This window comes from Microbacterium istanbulense, assembly GCF_037204145.1.
In the GTDB taxonomy this organism is placed as follows: domain Bacteria; phylum Actinomycetota; class Actinomycetes; order Actinomycetales; family Microbacteriaceae; genus Microbacterium; species Microbacterium istanbulense.
In genome coordinates, this window is the sequence record NZ_JBBDGN010000001.1 from 111549 (window position 1) to 126357 (window position 14809).

16 protein-coding genes are annotated in these 14809 nt (G+C 69.8%); 2 read left to right on the forward strand and 14 right to left on the reverse strand.

Features of this window, described 5'->3' with window-relative positions; all coding sequences use genetic code 11:
• Positions 1-67 precede the first annotated feature (67 nt).
• From rpsG to WDU93_RS00640, 12 genes are all read right to left on the reverse strand, one after another.
• A complete protein-coding gene (gene rpsG, locus WDU93_RS00585) occupies positions 68-538 on the reverse strand; it encodes a 30S ribosomal protein S7 (RefSeq protein WP_337316294.1) in 471 nt (156 codons plus the stop codon).
• 5 nt (positions 539-543) lie between these two features.
• A complete protein-coding gene (gene rpsL / locus WDU93_RS00590; RefSeq protein ID WP_005050525.1) occupies positions 544-912 on the reverse strand; it encodes a 30S ribosomal protein S12 in 369 nt (122 codons plus the stop codon).
• Between the two features lie 214 nt (positions 913-1126).
• Positions 1127-4816 (reverse strand): SCO7613 C-terminal domain-containing membrane protein, encoded by a 3690-nt coding sequence (locus tag WDU93_RS00595; RefSeq protein WP_337316302.1) that lies wholly within the window; start codon positions 4814-4816, stop codon positions 1127-1129.
• Entirely contained in the window at positions 4813-5028 is a 216-nt protein-coding gene (locus WDU93_RS00600) for a helix-turn-helix domain-containing protein (protein ID WP_337316304.1), read from the reverse strand. The genes WDU93_RS00595 and WDU93_RS00600 overlap by 4 nt, the downstream gene beginning before the upstream one ends.
• Positions 5028-5504, reverse strand: a complete 477-nt coding sequence (locus WDU93_RS00605; protein ID WP_337316306.1) for a DUF2975 domain-containing protein — start codon at positions 5502-5504, stop codon at positions 5028-5030. Before WDU93_RS00605 ends, WDU93_RS00600 begins: the two co-directional genes overlap by 1 nt.
• A gap of 117 nt (positions 5505-5621) precedes the next feature.
• On the reverse strand, positions 5622-6269 hold the full coding sequence (locus WDU93_RS00610) for a spermidine/putrescine ABC transporter substrate-binding protein (protein WP_337316308.1): 648 nt from the start codon (positions 6267-6269) through the stop codon (positions 5622-5624).
• A 61-nt stretch (positions 6270-6330) separates the two neighbouring features.
• Positions 6331-6828: a hypothetical protein gene (locus tag WDU93_RS00615; protein ID WP_337316309.1), complete on the reverse strand. Its 498-nt coding sequence runs from the start codon at positions 6826-6828 to the stop codon at positions 6331-6333.
• Positions 6825-7853: an ABC transporter gene (locus WDU93_RS00620; protein WP_337316311.1), complete on the reverse strand. Its 1029-nt coding sequence runs from the start codon at positions 7851-7853 to the stop codon at positions 6825-6827. Before WDU93_RS00620 ends, WDU93_RS00615 begins: the two co-directional genes overlap by 4 nt.
• Before the next feature lie 103 nt (positions 7854-7956).
• Positions 7957-8115: a hypothetical protein gene (locus tag WDU93_RS00625; RefSeq protein WP_337316314.1), complete on the reverse strand. Its 159-nt coding sequence runs from the start codon at positions 8113-8115 to the stop codon at positions 7957-7959.
• 46 nt (positions 8116-8161) lie between these two features.
• Entirely contained in the window at positions 8162-8806 is a 645-nt protein-coding gene (locus WDU93_RS00630; RefSeq protein WP_337316315.1) for an HAAS signaling domain-containing protein, read from the reverse strand.
• Positions 8803-9135 carry a PadR family transcriptional regulator gene (locus WDU93_RS00635; RefSeq protein WP_337316317.1) on the reverse strand — a complete coding sequence of 111 codons (333 nt, stop codon included), beginning with the start codon at positions 9133-9135 and terminating at the stop codon, positions 8803-8805. Before WDU93_RS00635 ends, WDU93_RS00630 begins: the two co-directional genes overlap by 4 nt.
• A gap of 51 nt (positions 9136-9186) precedes the next feature.
• A complete protein-coding gene (locus WDU93_RS00640) occupies positions 9187-11067 on the reverse strand; it encodes a glycoside hydrolase family 13 protein (protein ID WP_337316319.1) in 1881 nt (626 codons plus the stop codon).
• A gap of 52 nt (positions 11068-11119) precedes the next feature.
• Here WDU93_RS00640 and WDU93_RS00645 point away from each other — a divergent pair, with 52 nt between their 5' ends.
• Both WDU93_RS00645 and WDU93_RS00650 read left to right on the forward strand, forming a co-directional pair.
• Complete coding sequence (locus WDU93_RS00645) at positions 11120-11608, forward strand: YajQ family cyclic di-GMP-binding protein (RefSeq protein ID WP_337316321.1); 489 nt, start codon at positions 11120-11122, stop codon at positions 11606-11608.
• A 170-nt stretch (positions 11609-11778) separates the two neighbouring features.
• A complete protein-coding gene (locus WDU93_RS00650) occupies positions 11779-12414 on the forward strand; it encodes a GntR family transcriptional regulator (protein ID WP_337316323.1) in 636 nt (211 codons plus the stop codon).
• On the opposite strand, the gene WDU93_RS00655 is transcribed toward WDU93_RS00650, so the two are convergent.
• Both WDU93_RS00655 and WDU93_RS00660 read right to left on the reverse strand, forming a co-directional pair.
• Positions 12415-13401 carry an alpha/beta hydrolase gene (locus WDU93_RS00655; protein ID WP_337316325.1) on the reverse strand — a complete coding sequence of 329 codons (987 nt, stop codon included), beginning with the start codon at positions 13399-13401 and terminating at the stop codon, positions 12415-12417.
• 29 nt (positions 13402-13430) lie between these two features.
• Positions 13431-14804, reverse strand: a complete 1374-nt coding sequence (locus WDU93_RS00660) for an FAD-dependent oxidoreductase (RefSeq protein ID WP_337316327.1) — start codon at positions 14802-14804, stop codon at positions 13431-13433.
• Positions 14805-14809 lie beyond the last annotated feature (5 nt).

Sequence of the window (14809 nt, forward strand, 5' to 3'; positions counted from 1 at the left end):
CCGGGATGGTTCAGGAACGATCAGGATGTGGGAGCGGATGCCGCGGTGGCGGCATCCGCTCTGCCCTTTACCAGCGGTAGTGGGCGAAGGCGCGGTTCGACTCGGCCATCTTGTGGGTGTCTTCGCGGCGCTTGACCGCGGCACCCAGGCCGTTCGAGGCGTCGAGGATCTCGTTCTGCAGACGCTCGGTCATCGTCTTCTCACGACGGCCCTTCGCGTAGCTCACGAGCCAGCGCAGCGCGAGGGTGTTCGCGCGGTGCGGCTTGACCTCGACCGGCACCTGGTAGGTCGAGCCACCGACGCGGCGGCTGCGGACCTCGAGGGTCGGGCGGACGTTGTCGAGCGCCTTCTTGAGCGTCGCGACGGCGTCCTGGCCGTTCTTGGCCTCGACGCCGGCGAGGGCGCCGTAGACGATCGACTCGGCGAGCGACTTCTTGCCGTCGACGAGGATCTTGTTCACCAGCGAGGTGACGATCGGTGCGCCGTAGACCGGGTCGTTGACGACGGGGCGCTTCGGGGCGGGTCCCTTACGAGGCATCTAACTCAACCCTTCTTCGCGCCGTAGCGGGAACGAGCCTGCTTACGGTTCTTGACTGCCTGGGTGTCGAGCGCACCACGGACGATCTTGTAGCGGACACCGGGGAGGTCCTTCACACGACCACCACGGACGAGCACCAGCGAGTGCTCCTGGAGGTTGTGGCCCTCACCGGGGATGTACGCAGTGACCTCGGTACCGTTGCGGAGCTTCACACGAGCGACCTTACGCATCGCCGAGTTCGGCTTCTTCGGGGTGGTGGTGTACACACGGGTGCACACGCCGGCCTGCTGCGGGTTCGCCTTCAGGGCGGGCGCCTTGGTCTTGGTGACCTTCGGCGTGCGTCCCTTGCGAACCAACTGCTGAATAGTTGGCACGTTCTCTCCTCATAGTGCTGCACGGTGACAGCGTGATGGGTTTCACATCATGACCCACCGGCGCAGCGGAACCGCCGAACCTTTGGTGTGGTGGGTATGCCGTGGGGGCGAACCGGCGGTGCCGGAGCCCAGCGCGCACGCACAAGTGTGCGCACACTCGATCAAGTGTAATGCGCCGTAACGAGCACGGTCAAGCGAGGCCCCCGGTGTTCGCTCAGCGCAGATCGCGCACGCGGGCGACCACTCCCCTGCCTTCGCCTGCCCTGCGTTCACTGGTCACCGCGATGATCAGCAGCACCGCCCCGACGACGGCGAGCGTGATCCACCACGGCATCGCCTCGATTCCCCGTCCCAGCTGCACGGCGAAGACGAAGACATTCTCGATCGGCAACACGATCAGACCGATGAGGAACGGGGCGGCCAGACGGCTGCTCGCGCCCCACAGGATGGCTGCGAGCGCGATCACCATGACCAGAATCGCCCGCCACGTGAGCGGATCGGTGAAGGTGGCCACGACCGAGGCAGACACCATCACGGTCAGGCCGGGAGCCAGCAATGCCCACGATCCGGTGTGACGCGCGGGCCAGGCATCCCACCGGCCGCGGCGCGACCCGGCATCCCCCAGCCCGAGCGCGTGCGCTCCGGCCAGCAACAGTGCCGCACCCAGCGGCAGCGAGAACCACTCGACTCGCAGGTCACGAGGGCTCCACGCCACCACCGCGGTGATGAAGGCGAGGGCGAACAGCACCCACACCGGGGGCGCGACCGCCCCGCGCACCGCCCGCCGGGCTGCGATCACCATGCCGGCCAGCACGACCAGCATGAGCGACCACATCGCCCAGATCACGAACCAGTCCCGCTCGATGGCGGGCCATACGGCTGCCAGGAGGGCGAGCACCGCGGGCACCCCGAGCCAGCGCGAGTCCCGCAGCGCCGGCATCCCTTCGGACTGACGGCGGATCATCCGGGCGGCGAGCGCGATCACCACCATCGCGCTCGCACCGGCGACGAGCGCGGCGAGGAACACGGATGCCGCCGACCATCCGCCCACCACATCGACGCCCACGCCCCATCGCACCGCCTGCACGGTGGCCGCGGATGCGGCGACACCGGACGCCACGGTCAGGGGCAGCCCGAGAGGGCGCAGCCGCCCGGCAACGCGCAGTTTCGAGCCGTGCATCATCGTCGCGGCCAGCAGCAGCGCGACCGACGCGGCGAACAACGCGATGATGCGGGGGGACGGCGCTCCCCCGGTGGGTGACGCCACAGCGGAGAGCACCACGAGAGGCACGAGCGCGCCGCCGAGCCCGGCCGAGAACAGCCCGGTCGCTGCGACGCCGCGCAGGGTGAGCAGGGCGGCCAGCGCAGCGGCGCCCAGCGAGGGTGGCAGCAGGTAGGCCTCCGGCAGGGTGACCCCGGCGAGCGCCCACGCCGTCCACAGTGCGGCGGTGAAGGCGGCACCCGCCATCCACCAGCCGTACCGGCGTCGGGCGACCGCGCCAGTGAGCGCCGCACCGACACCAAGGATGAGCAGCACCAGGCACGCGGTGCCGAGACCCGCCGCTTCGCGGGCGAAGCTGAGCAGCACCGTGATGGCCGCGGTGAGCAGCGTGGATGTCTCGACGGCGATCCGCGCGGCTAGGGCCGCACGGCGACCGCGCCCCCTCCGCTGCAGCACGGCCTCGACCACAGCGGTGCTCGGCAAGACGACGGCGACCACCACCGCGATCACGGGGAGCACGATCGGCGAACCACTCTGCTCCAGCAGTTCGGCACCCAGACACACGATGACCACGGCCGCGGTCGGCACCAGCAGCGCGGCAGCCCCTGTGCGCACGAGCACCGTGAGACCGGGACGCCGGGTGAGCGTGAGTGTGAGCGCGAGGGCGAACATGACCGCGGTCGAGACGGCGGTCCATCCGCTGCGCAGCACCATGACCTGCGCGACGGCGATGCCGAACGGCACGCTGGCCACCAGCAGCACCGCCTGCCAGGTGCGCGCGCCGGTCCAGGGCAGGAAGGTCGCGACGATCGCGCCGAGCAGGCCGACGGATGCCGTCAGGCACAGCTGCGCCACACCGGTGACTCCGATCAGACCGAGCGTGCCGGCGAGCACGATCAGCGCATAGGCGTAGGCGGCGCCGACGAAGACGGGCCGCGCGATCCGTGGCCCCCAGGCCGCGTAGAGCGCCAACGCAACGACCGTCGCCGGCCCGGCGAACGGCACCGATTGCGGGGTGATCCAGGTGAGCATGACGCCGAGCACCGCGGCCACCAGGCCGCCGGCGAGCAGCAGCCCGCGCAGCACCCCGGCCGTGGCGCGCGCGCACAGGATGCCGGCGACCGCCGCGAGCAACGCGATGGTCACCCCTGCCCCCGGTGTGAGTCCCGGCAGCGCCGCGGTCGCGCAGACGGCGAGCGCGGCGAGCGAGATCGCGACACCACGCAGCGCCGTGCGGGCCGCAGCGCCCGCCCTGCGCCGCGCCGCCATCAGACCGAAGGCCGCCACCGCGGCGGCGCCGATCGCGACGCTCGCCACCACCCCGACCAGATAGCCGTCGGCGACCGGCTCGCTGCCGAGCACGCTCTGGTTCTCGCGCAGGATCGTCTCGACGAAGAGCAGCGCCGTGCGTCCCCCCATGAGCAGCGCGGTGGCTACCGCGGGCATCAGCACGGCGGCGAGCACGGCACCAGCACCGGCGCAGAGGGCCGGGCGGCTGACCCCGCGGCTCAGTGGCACCGCGGCCGTGGCGAGCAGCGGCAGGGAGGCGGCGACGACGAGTACCACCATCCAGGCGTCATCCGGGATCCGGATGCCGGGGAGCACCCCGACCATCAGCGCGATCGCGGCCGCGCCAGCGAACAGTCCGGCCAGTGCGCTCCACAGCACCGGCAGCGCGCCGCGGGCGGCGAACAGGGCCTGCCCAGCGGCGAGAGCGAGCACCAGCGCGACGGGGAGCGGCTCCGCGCGCAGCACGATCGTCGCCGTTGCTGTCACGGTGAGCAGGAACTGCGCGACGGTGAGGGTGACCGCTTCGGCACCGAGCGCGGGCGAGTCGACCCCGGCGCGCGCCGCAAGTCGCGGGAGCCCCGCGACGAGGAGGACGGCGAGCGCCGCCGCGGCCAGCTGACCGAGTGCGGCCGGCAACGCCGTACCGCCTGCCGCGCCGAGCATGGCCGGTGTCGCGACGAGGGCCACCACGGATGCCCACAGCCAGACGCGGATGACCGTTCGGAGCGCCGCAGCGAGCACCATCCCGGCAGCGATGGCCGTCACGGGGGCGGCAAGCAGCAGAGCGCCCTCGCTGGTGGGAGCGGTCGCCGCCACTGCGTGCACATCGAGCACGACGAAGATGAGGCCGAGCGCCCCGACCGCCTCGGCCGAGAAGCGCAGCCCCCGGCGGGCGAGCAGCCACGCGGCCGCGAGGAAGAGCGTGGTCACCGCCGCGACAATCCATCCGCGCACCGCACGGTCGGCGAGGTCGGGGTTGAGGAAGGTGAAGATGATCGCCGCGATGGCGAACAGCGACGCTCCGGCGGCAGCCAGCACAGACTGCAGCGTCGCGCTGCGCGCCGCGCCCGCGGCAGGTTTCTCGCTGCCGGAGGGTGGTGGCGCCGTCACGCCCGGCGCGGTGGCAGGCGGCGATGCGACGGGCGCGTGGGATGCGACGGGCACCGTCATCGCGACGCGCGGCACCCGCTGTCGGATGGCCTCGCGGGCACGCAGCGCGGCGGCGGCCTGCTGTGAGGCATCCCAGAGCTCGACGCCCGATGGGCCGCTGAGATCGGCGGCGCACGCGGGACAGCGCCCGAGCACGAGCCGGGCCGATGCACAGACGGGGCACAGTGCGCGGTCGAGCAGGCGATCGACCGCCTGCGTGTTCCAGTCGGTGACGGCGCTCATGCGTCCTCCTCAGGAATCCAGCGGAGGATGTCGCCGGGCTGGCACTCGAGCACCCGGCAGATCGCGTCGAGAGTGGTGAATCGCACCGCTTTGGCGCGGCCGTTTTTGAGCACTGCGACGTTCGCCGGTGTGATGCCGATGGCATCCGCAAACTCCTGGACGCTCATCTTGCGCTGTGCGAGTAGCACGTCGATGTCGATGAGGATCGGCATCAGACGACCTCGGAGAGATCCTGCTCGAGCTGCAGCGCCGTGGTGAGCAGACCCCGCATCACCACGACCAGCAGCGCCAGGGCGCCACCGACGACCACACCGAGCACCCCGAGGAGGGTGATCGACGGGTTGACCGCCCGCCCCAGCGCGAGCACGACGAGCGAAGCGCCGATGAGGAGCCCCGCGAAGACGAACGTGCCGATGATGACGTCGATCCAGAGGAACGCCTTCTCGCTGAAGATCTGCTCCATACGCACGAGCGACAGGAGCCGCCAGATGCAGATGAGCACGAGTTCGACCGCGGCAAGGAAGAGTGTCGCCCCGATGATGCCCGGCACCTCGAGATACGCCAGGTCAGGATTGTGCTCGGCCGTGCCGCGCGCGACCGCCGGGATCACGACGATCTGACTGAACACGAGGATGACGAGCATCGCGGCGATGAGCGTCTTGAGGGCGAGGGTGACACGCGGTTGCATGAATCGTCCTATCGATAAACAAGAGATACCTATCGAAAAACGATAGCCAGCGTGACACGCTTCCGCGAGCGGCATCCGCGATTCTCAGCGGATGCTCGGAGAAGGGCGCCGCCCCGATCAGGGCCCGTCGGGGTCGAACGGTGAGTCGAGAGCCTCGCTGAGTTCGGCGAGCATCGCCTCGATCTGCGGCTCGACATACTGTGAGATCGCCGCCTGCACCTGCAGACGATGCCGCAGCAGCAGCCCGCAGATCTCACGGCCCACCATGTTCGCGTAGTCGTCGGCCAGGCCGACCTCCTGCCGCAGGGCGGCCTTGGCCTCATCGCTCAACGGCGGCAGCGGCGGCAGCTCGCCGGCGGCCTCGTCGGCCATGCCGGCCACCGTGAACAGGAACGGAGCGCCGGGCACCGGGTCGGGGTCGAGCGGCATGCCCTCGAACTCGGGCTCGAGGCCCTCGGCCGGGCGATAACTGCGCGCGCGGTTGCGGTCGGCCTGATGGTCAAGCTCGGCCTGCAGCATGGGCAGGTTCTGTGCGGTGTACTCGGCGACGGCCTGGTCGACGATCGCCTTGATGCGCGTGGAGAGTCCGTGCTGCACCCCATGTGGCACGTTGGCACCGATTCCGGCGGCCGAGAGGATGGGGGATCCGAGGCAGCGGCGGCACGGAGCGACCCGTCCACGGTGCGTGGCAGGCGCCCACCGGGGCACCCATCGCAGCCAGGCCTCGACGGCCTGGCTGACCTGCGTCTCCAACGAGCGCTCCACGAGTACAGAGTACGTCGGCACCGGCGGCGCGGCGCGGAATGACGCCGATGGCGCGCCTGCCTCACTCGGGGTCTGCGCCGTCCTCCCATGGCCAGCGCGGCGCACCCGCGCGCGTACGCCGCAGGGCGATCGCGATCCAGGCAGCGACGACGCCCGCGAGCAGAATCACCAGGCTCGCGCCCTGCGTGACGAGCATCGAGACAGCCACCATCGCACCGACCACCTGCTCGCCCCCGAGCAGCGCGCCCAGTGCCACCACGATCAGGTGCAACAGCGCCGCGACCAGGCCGACCACGACAGCCGAAGCATAGGACGGCCGCGGCGGGCGCAGCATCCAGCTCAGCGTCGCCGCGAAGCCGCCGATCGCGACGATCATCGCGGCGATCCCCGCCCAGCGGTACGCGCCCTCGGCGGGGATGACATCCAGTTCGGCGAAGTAGCTGAGCATGCCCAGACCGAGCAGGGCGACGGCCGCGAACGACACCCAGCCCACCGTCAGCGCCGTCAACGCAGAGACCCCCGCCGGCTGTGCACCGCGGGGGTCTCTGTCATGCGTCATGTCTTCAGCGTGCCAGGCTGGGGCCCGCCCTCGAGGGTGCGCTCGTACTCGGCCTGCGCCTCGGCGTTGAGCACCGTCTTGCGTGCACCGCTGCGGGCGACCCACGCGCCGAACCACACGGTCAGCTCGCGGGCGATCACGAACGTGGCGATGGCGAGCGGGGCGAACAGCTGCTCGGTGATCAGCTCCACGCCCTGTGTGGCGGTGAGCTGCCAGAACGGCGCCTGGAACAGCTGGCCGAGCAGGTACCCGCCATAGGTCGCTGCGGCGACGAAGATGCCGAAGATGACCCACTTGCCCCAGCGTCCGCGGTTGATGATCGCGCCCAGCAGCCAGAACGAGAGGAAGAACACCACGACCGGCACCCAGAACGCCCAGGTGCTCAGCGGAGCGAGCGCGGCGGTCGCGATGTTCTCGCCCGTCACCTCACCGCGGATGGCGCCGAGACCCAGGATCACGCCCAGGTAGAGCACCGCGAAGGACAGCGTCGCGAGCAGTCCGATGGCGCCGGCGGTGCCGCGGTTGCCCAGCGGGCGCGGCGCCTCGGGGGCCTGCACGAAGATCGGCTGCGGAGCGGGGGCCGGCGCCGGGGCGACGACAGGCTCGGCGGGGACCACCTGGGTGTCAGCGGTCGCGACGTCGGCGGCCGGGGCGGCATACGCCGTGTCGGCGACGGTGGGCGTGTGCGGCGCCTCGGCCGGCTCACGCGTGACGGCCTCTTCGGTCGCGGCGGTGGCGGCTGCCGGCTCGGTGGCGGCGCTGAACGTGCCGGGGTGATCGCGCTCGGCAGCCTCGAAGGCGGCAAGATCGGGGTCGACGGCGGGCTCGGTGGCGGCGGTGTCCGCCGTCTCGGCGTCGGCGGCGGGCGCGGCGTCAGCCGCATCGTGCTGCCCGTCGGCCTCTGACGCGTCGCGGCCGGCGACGTCGGCGCGCGCGGCGTCGGCCTCGGCGAGCCCTTCGTTGGCGCTGTTGACGACGTCGTCGTCTGTGCGCTTCTCGTTCTCAGGAACCGCGGGGTCGCTCATGGGGATCGCCTCTCATCAGGGTCGTGCCCTGAGAGAATATCGCCGGGTTCCGCGGGCATCGGGGAGGCGTGCCGATGTGTCGACACATGGCTGCACCCGCCGGTCAGCGCACGATCGTCGCGTCGAGCAGCGAGAAAAGCCCGTCCAGGAACATCGGCGCGGCAGGCACCGCGATCCAGATGAGCGTGGCGATCACGGCAGCACACAGGATGCCCACCGCCCAGCTCATCACCAGGCTGCGTCCCCCGACACGAGCGGTCATGGGCTGAGAGTACGCCCGCCGCGCACGGACGTGGGGCCAGACACGCTCAGGATGCCGCGCGCCCGCGCATCCGCCACAGCAGCCAGAGTCCGGATGCCGGGATGAGCAGGAGCCCACCGACCACGACGGTCAGCCAGATCACCTCGTACCAGCCGGGCACCAACGGATTGTTGAGCGGGTCAGGGGCGGCGGAGGTGCCCGAGGCGCTTCCGCTCTGGACCTCCCCGGTGGTCATCCACATGGCGGATCCGACGATGACGACGAGGAGGAGCGCGGCGAGCGGCACAAGGATCGCGACAGCTTTCTCCCACAGGCGCCACATGCTGCTGAGCAGCACGAGCACGGCGCCGACGACCCAGCCGACGCCCGGAACGACGAACCCTCCGAAGCTCAGAGCGAGGGCAGCGACGATCGCGAAACCGCGCGTCTGGGTCACCGGCGGCTTGGGCGCGGGCAGCGGCGCAACGATCACCGGCGCGCCCGGCAGCTCATCCCGCGCCCCGCGGGCGATGTCGGCCGGGTCGCCGAGGTCGGCGATGCGCTGGGCGGCCTGGGTGGCATCCAGCCCCGCGAGCTCCTCGGTCACGCCCGCCCTGATCTCGGCGGCGACACCGTGCGGCAGATCGCGCATCGCATCATCGAGCCGGCGCAGATAGTCGTCGCGTGTTGGGTTGTCATTCGTGTCGTTCATGCTCTTGCCTCTCCCACCATCTCCGAGACCACCCGCGTGAACGGGATCCATTGGGCACGGAACTGCGCGAGGCGGGCCGCCCCTGCATCCGTCAGTTCGTAGTACTTGCGCACGGGGCCGCTGTCGCTGGGGCGATCGAAGGTCGACACCCAGCCGTTGTCGCGCAGCCTTCCCAGCAGCGGATATAGCGTGCCGATGCTGGCGATCAGCCCCGCCTGCGTCAGCGCGTCGGCGAGCTGCCAGCCGTACATCGGCTCGCGGCCGAGCAGGCCCAGGACGCAGTACTCCACCACGCCCTTGCGCATCTGCGAGCCGACATCCACTGTCATGCGAGACAAGCTACCATGTCACGCAAGACACCGGCAAGGGTGCGCACCGCGTCAGGGCGTGCGCACCCCCGGCAACTGCCAGGCAGCGAAGGCGGGCCCGTCAGGAGTGAGCAGCACGGCACCATCCGTGGCCGCGGCGAGCGTCGCATCACCCACGAGATCGGTCGCGGCATCCCCGCCGGCCAGCAGCCCGGGAGCCAGTTCGACGTCGACATCACCCCTGGTCGCGAGCACGAGCACCGATTCCTCGGCCGACTCTCGCACGAACACGACGGTGTCGTCATCGATGTGCAGCCAGCGCAGACCGCCCGTCGCGAGCACCGGATGCTCTCGCCGCAGCCCGATCAGGTCGCGGTACAGATCCAGGCGCTCAGCCACCTCGGGCTCTGCCACGCTCCCCCACGGGATCGGCGTGCGGCTTGACTCACCATCGGCACCGGTGAGGCCGAACTCATCCCCCGCGAACACGACAGGGACGCCGGGCAGGGTCATCGACAGCCCCACCGCCACCGGAATCGTGCCGGGCGCCGCGTTGGTCGCGAAGCGACCCGTGTCATGGGTGTCGAGCGGCTGCATGTTGCCCAGGCGCACGCGCCACGGGATGCCGGCCGTGAAGCGGGTCACGGCCTCGGCGAACTCCCGCGCCGTGTACCGCGGGATGCCGCCGATCGGCTGCGTGAAGAACCACGGCTCGGTCTCGGTCTTTCCGTCGTAGGTGAGATACGGCTCACCGGTGGGTTCGCTCAGCCACCCCCAGACGGGACGGGTGAACGACGGATAGGTCATGGCTCCGTGCCAGCCGTCACCCTGCAGATCGGTCGCCGCGTCATTGGTCGACTCGCCGAGCAGGATCGCGTCCGGGTTGATGCTCTCGACGGTCTCGCGCAGCAGCTGACGCACCTCGGCGTTCAGGTCGACGGCGCCGAGGCGTCCGGTCATGTTCGCCACGTCGATCCGCCAGCCGTCGATGCTGTACGGCGGCTTCAGCCAGCGCGCGACGATCGAGTCCTCCCCGGTGATGAACCGCTCGCGCAGCTCGTCCGACGACCAGTCGAACTTCGGCAGCGATGACACCCCCAGCCACGACTCGTAGGTCGTGTTCTCGGCATCCGTGAAGTAGTAGAACGACTCTGTCGCGGCCCCCGGATGGCGGTACGCGGCCTGGAACCACTCGTGCCGGTCGCCGGAGTGGTTGCTGGTGAGGTCGCCGATCACGCGGATGCCCCGCTCATGCGCGGCCTCGATCAGTCGCAGGTACGCCTCATCGCCGCCGAGCAGAGGGTCGATGACGTCGAACCGCGAGGCGTCGTAGCGGTGGTTGGAGGCCGCGGGGAACACCGGGGTCAGGTACAGCAGGTTGACGCCGAGTTCGACGAGGTGGTCGAGATGTTCGATGACGCCGGGCAGGTCACCGCCGTAGAACTGCTGCGAACGACCCGGGTTCACAGGGTCGACGGGATCATCCCAGGCCGCGGGAATCGCCCAGTCCGGCGTCTCATGGGTGTCGGCCTCTGCAGAGCGCGCGAAACGGTCGGGGAACACCTGGTACATGACCGCCTCATGCAACCACGCGGGAGGCGCGGGATAGCTCACGAGCGCGAAATCATCGGCATCCAGCGTCTCGATGGTGTGGATGCCGGTCTGGTTCAGCCATTCCACGCGGCCGTCCTCGTGCACGAGCGCGAACCGGTAGCCGTGCCGGGGATTGCGCACGGTGAGCGGCGCCTCCCACCATTCCCAGCCGTCCGCGACGCCCAGGCGCACGGCATCCGTCCACTCGGGTTCGTGATCGGGGTTCGAGCGCGTGCGCACCGCGCGCAGAGGGCCGTAGCCCTCCGGCACGCGCAGGCGCACTGTCACCTGCTCACCGAGCGTGGGTGCGTCGTTCGAGACGTACAGCGGAGAACCGTCGTGGTGCGGAAACGCAGTCATGCACCGAGATTGGCACATCGGGCCGCCGGATGCCGTCGCTACACTGAAACACATGGCTGACAGCTCTTTTGACATCGTCTCGAAAGTCGACCACCAGGAGGCGGACAACGCCCTCAACCAGGCCCGCAAGGAGGTCGAGCAGCGCTACGACTTCAAGGGCACGGGCGCCTCGATCTCGTGGAGTGGCGAACAGATCGTCATCGTCGCGAACTCCGAGGAGCGCGCGAAGGCGGTGCTCGACGTGTTCCAGACCAAGCTCATCAAGCGCGGCATCTCGCTGAAGAGCCTCGAGTCGGGCGAGCCGGTCGCCAGCGGCAAGGAGTACCGCATCGTCTCGACGATGAAGGACGGCATCTCCAGCGAGAACGCGAAGAAGATCGGCAAGATCATCCGCGACGAGGGCCCCAAGGGCGTGAAGAGCCAGATCCAGGGCGACGAACTGCGCGTGCAGTCCAAGAGCCGTGACGACCTGCAGGCAGTGATCGCGCTGCTTAAGGGCTCCGACCTCGACATCGACCTGCAGTTCATCAATTACCGCTGAGATCGGCGCCACGCGCCACACGACGGACACCGAAGGATGCCGAGCGACCGCGCTCCGGCATCCTTCTCCGTTGGTCGACGCGGTACAAGTTTTTGCGAGCACGCCTCCTGAGGGCTAGTGTGCGCATACGGGAGTTTCTACTGCCGTAGACGCACTGGGGAGCGTGTCACATGGAAGAAACGTATGCGGCGACGCCGTACGTGGGGAAACAGTTACTTGCTGAAGACGTCTTTCAGCACTTGGGGAATGCGATCGCGGACGGCACTTTTGCGCCGGGCGAGCGCCTGCGTGATGCCGATCTGGCAGCGCAGTACAACGTGTCGCGCACACCGGTGCGCGAGGCGCTCCAGCGACTGGAGCGGATCGGGCTGGTCGAGATGGCGCCCAGCCGTTTCACGCGCGTAACCGAGCCGACGGAGCAGGAGATCGAGGACGCACGGGAGTACGCCGGCTACCAGGCTGGCATCCTGTGCGCGATGGCGGTGCCGCGGTTGTCGGACGAGGAACGCGAGGTGGCCAAGGAATTGGTCGAGGCCGCGCGCGATGCGCCCGAGGTCGCCGTCCACCGATCCCGGGCGAACTGGGCGCTGTTCGACCACCTGGCCGAGAGCTCGGGCAACAGCGTGCACCGCACGCTGACGGCCGAGCCGCGGATGGCACTGTTGCGCCTGCTGCGCATGTGGCATCCGACGCATCGGCAGCTGGTCGTCGCCCGGGAGGCGCGCGACGAGCTCACGCGTGCGATCGACACCTCCGACGGCCCGCGCGCAGAGCGCGCAGCACGCGCGCTGTTCGCGATCGACTGATCACCGACAGGCCGCGTTCCACCCGGTGACCCAGCGGTCCAGGGTGGCGTAGGCGTCCTCTCGCGCATCATGTGCCGAGAGGAAGACGTCGTGCAGTGCGCCGTCGATGCGCTCGACGGTGACCGTGCGGCCGAGCTTGAGCGCCGCCTTGGCGATGTCGTCGACGACGAGCACGCTGTCGGCACGGGTGAGCTCTGACGACCACCGCGCGGGGATCGCCGTGCGTGTGGACAGCAGCACGCAGACCGGCGCGGGGATGCCGAGACCCTGCGAGACGGTGCGTTGGCCGGTGAGGACGGCGTTGAGCCATCCGCTGTGCACGGGCATCGTCTGCTCCGGGCGCCAGTCGAGGTTCACCTCCACCGGATCCGCCGGGTCGGCGACCTCGCGCTGCGCGCGCGTGTAGAACCCCAAGTCGACCTGGGGCGCGGTGTCCTTCGGCCAGTACCGTGCCCCGAATTCGACCACGGGAGCCACGGCCGAGCGGGCGACCTGAAACTCCAGCCAGGGCGCGTTGAGGATCACTGCCGCCGGGAGGCCCGGATGCCGCGCCGCCCACAGACTGAGGGTCAGGCCGCCCGTGGAGTGCCCGAGCAGTACCAGGCGGCGTCCGTCGGCATCCCCTCTGGCTTCGAGGGCCGCAGCGATGTCCTCGTCATAAACGGCGAGGTCGGTGGTGAATCCCGGTGTCTGCCCCTCACGCAGGCTGCGACCGTACTTGCGCAGGTCGAGGGCGTAGAAGCGCGCACCCTTCGCCGTCCAGAACCTGGCCAGCCGCTTCTGGAAGAAGTAGTCAGACCAGCCGTGCACGTACAGCACGTCGACGTCGTGGAGAGGGCGCTGATCATGCGCGAAGCGCCACCACGGCAGCTCCTCGGGGAGGGCGCGCACGAGGGTCGCGACAACCGGACCCTCGGGGTCCTCCCCCAGCTCGAGCGTCAGCTGCTCGAACTCATCGCCGAGCACATCCGCACGCCACCGCTCCATGCGGCCACCCTAGCGCGGCGACTCTGCGCTCACTCCGCGCGCGAGACGCGCACCATCTCTTCGCGGGGCACGACCTTCACGCGCGCGCGATCCTGCGCGGCGCCGAGGGCGATCTCGTGCGCGTCCAGGCGATGCCAGCCCTCGAGGTCGGTCCAGGCGACACCGCGCTCGGCGAGCAGGGCGGGAATGGCCTCGTCGGACGGGTCCTCTGGCTGCCACCACGACCCCTGGTCGTTGATGAGGTGGCGCACGGTCTCCATGGCATCCGACTTGGTGTGGCCGATGAGCCCCACAGGCCCCCGCTTGATCCAGCCCGTGGCGTAGATGCCGGGCACGCGCTGGTTGGAGTTCTTCTCCAGCACCTGACCCTCACGGTTGGGGATCACGCCGTGCTTCTTGTCGAACGGCACGTCCTTCAGCGGCGAGCCGAAGTAGCCGATGGCGCGGTACAGCGCCTGCATCGGCACCTCGCGCATCTCGCCGGTGCCGACCGCGCCTCCTTGCCCGTCGGGGCGGGTGCGTTCGTACACGAGGGCAGCGACGCGACCGTTCTCGTCGGTGCGCACCTTGACCGGGCGTGCCCAGAAGTGCAGGTGCAGCCGACGCGACGCGGTGCCGCCGGCGTTGTTGACCGAGTCGAGCTTGCGCCATGACTGCAGGATGCGGTCCATGACCATGACCTGCTTGTTGCTGGCGACGGCGTCGCGCGAGGCGTCGTCGTAGTCGAAGTCCTCGTCGTAGACGACCATGTCGACGTCGCGCAGCTCACCGAGTTCGCGCAGCTCGAGCGGCGTGAACTTCACCTGGGCGGGCCCTCGGCGTCCGAACACGTGCACGTCGGTGACGGCGCTGGCCTTGAGCCCCTGGTAGACGTTGTCGGGCACCTCGGTCACCAGCAGGTCCTCGGCATGCTTGGCCAGCATGCGCGAGACGTCGAGGGCGACGTTGCCGTTGCCGATCACACCGACGGATGCCGCATCCAGCGGCCACTCGCGCGGCACGTCCGGATGGCCGTCGAACCAGCTGACGTAGTCGGCAGCACCGTAGGAGCCTTCGGCGTCGATGCCCTCGATCTCGAGGCCCGCGTCGCGCACCGCACCGGTGGCGAAGATCACGGCGTTGTAGTGACGCTTCAGGTCATCGAGGGTGATGTCCTCACCGAAGCGCACGTTGCCGAAGATGCGAATGTCGCCGCGGTCGAGCACATCGCGCAGGGCGTTGATGATGCCCTTGATGCGGGGGTGGTCAGGGGCGACGCCGTAGCGGACGAGTCCGTACGGTGCCGGCAGCTGCTCGAAGAGGTCGATCGCGACGTCGAACTTGCGCTCCGCCTTGAGCAGGATGTCGGCGGCGTAGATGCCTGCCGGTCCCGCCCCGACGATGGCCAGCCTGAGCTTGGTCATAGGGG

Bases quoted from the DNA above. Each gene is read 5' to 3' on its own strand.
- rpsG (WP_337316294.1), bottom strand. From the start codon at position 538: ATGCCTCGTAAGGGACCCGCCCCGAAGCGCCCCGTCGTCAACGACCCG.
- WDU93_RS00595 (WP_337316302.1), bottom strand. From the start codon at position 4,816: ATGAGCGCCGTCACCGACTGGAACACGCAGGCGGTCGATCGCCTGCTC.
- WDU93_RS00600 (WP_337316304.1), bottom strand. From the start codon at position 5,028: ATGCCGATCCTCATCGACATCGACGTGCTACTCGCACAGCGCAAGATG.
- WDU93_RS00605 (WP_337316306.1), bottom strand. From the start codon at position 5,504: ATGCAACCGCGTGTCACCCTCGCCCTCAAGACGCTCATCGCCGCGATG.
- WDU93_RS00615 (WP_337316309.1), bottom strand. From the start codon at position 6,828: ATGACGCATGACAGAGACCCCCGCGGTGCACAGCCGGCGGGGGTCTCT.
- WDU93_RS00620 (WP_337316311.1), bottom strand. From the start codon at position 7,853: ATGAGCGACCCCGCGGTTCCTGAGAACGAGAAGCGCACAGACGACGAC.
- WDU93_RS00625 (WP_337316314.1), bottom strand. From the start codon at position 8,115: ATGACCGCTCGTGTCGGGGGACGCAGCCTGGTGATGAGCTGGGCGGTG.
- WDU93_RS00630 (WP_337316315.1), bottom strand. From the start codon at position 8,806: ATGAACGACACGAATGACAACCCAACACGCGACGACTATCTGCGCCGG.
- WDU93_RS00635 (WP_337316317.1), bottom strand. From the start codon at position 9,135: ATGACAGTGGATGTCGGCTCGCAGATGCGCAAGGGCGTGGTGGAGTAC.
- WDU93_RS00640 (WP_337316319.1), bottom strand. From the start codon at position 11,067: ATGACTGCGTTTCCGCACCACGACGGTTCTCCGCTGTACGTCTCGAAC.
- WDU93_RS00645 (WP_337316321.1), top strand. From the start codon at position 11,120: ATGGCTGACAGCTCTTTTGACATCGTCTCGAAAGTCGACCACCAGGAG.
- WDU93_RS00650 (WP_337316323.1), top strand. From the start codon at position 11,779: ATGGAAGAAACGTATGCGGCGACGCCGTACGTGGGGAAACAGTTACTT.
- WDU93_RS00655 (WP_337316325.1), bottom strand. From the start codon at position 13,401: ATGGAGCGGTGGCGTGCGGATGTGCTCGGCGATGAGTTCGAGCAGCTG.
- WDU93_RS00660 (WP_337316327.1), bottom strand. From the start codon at position 14,804: ATGACCAAGCTCAGGCTGGCCATCGTCGGGGCGGGACCGGCAGGCATC.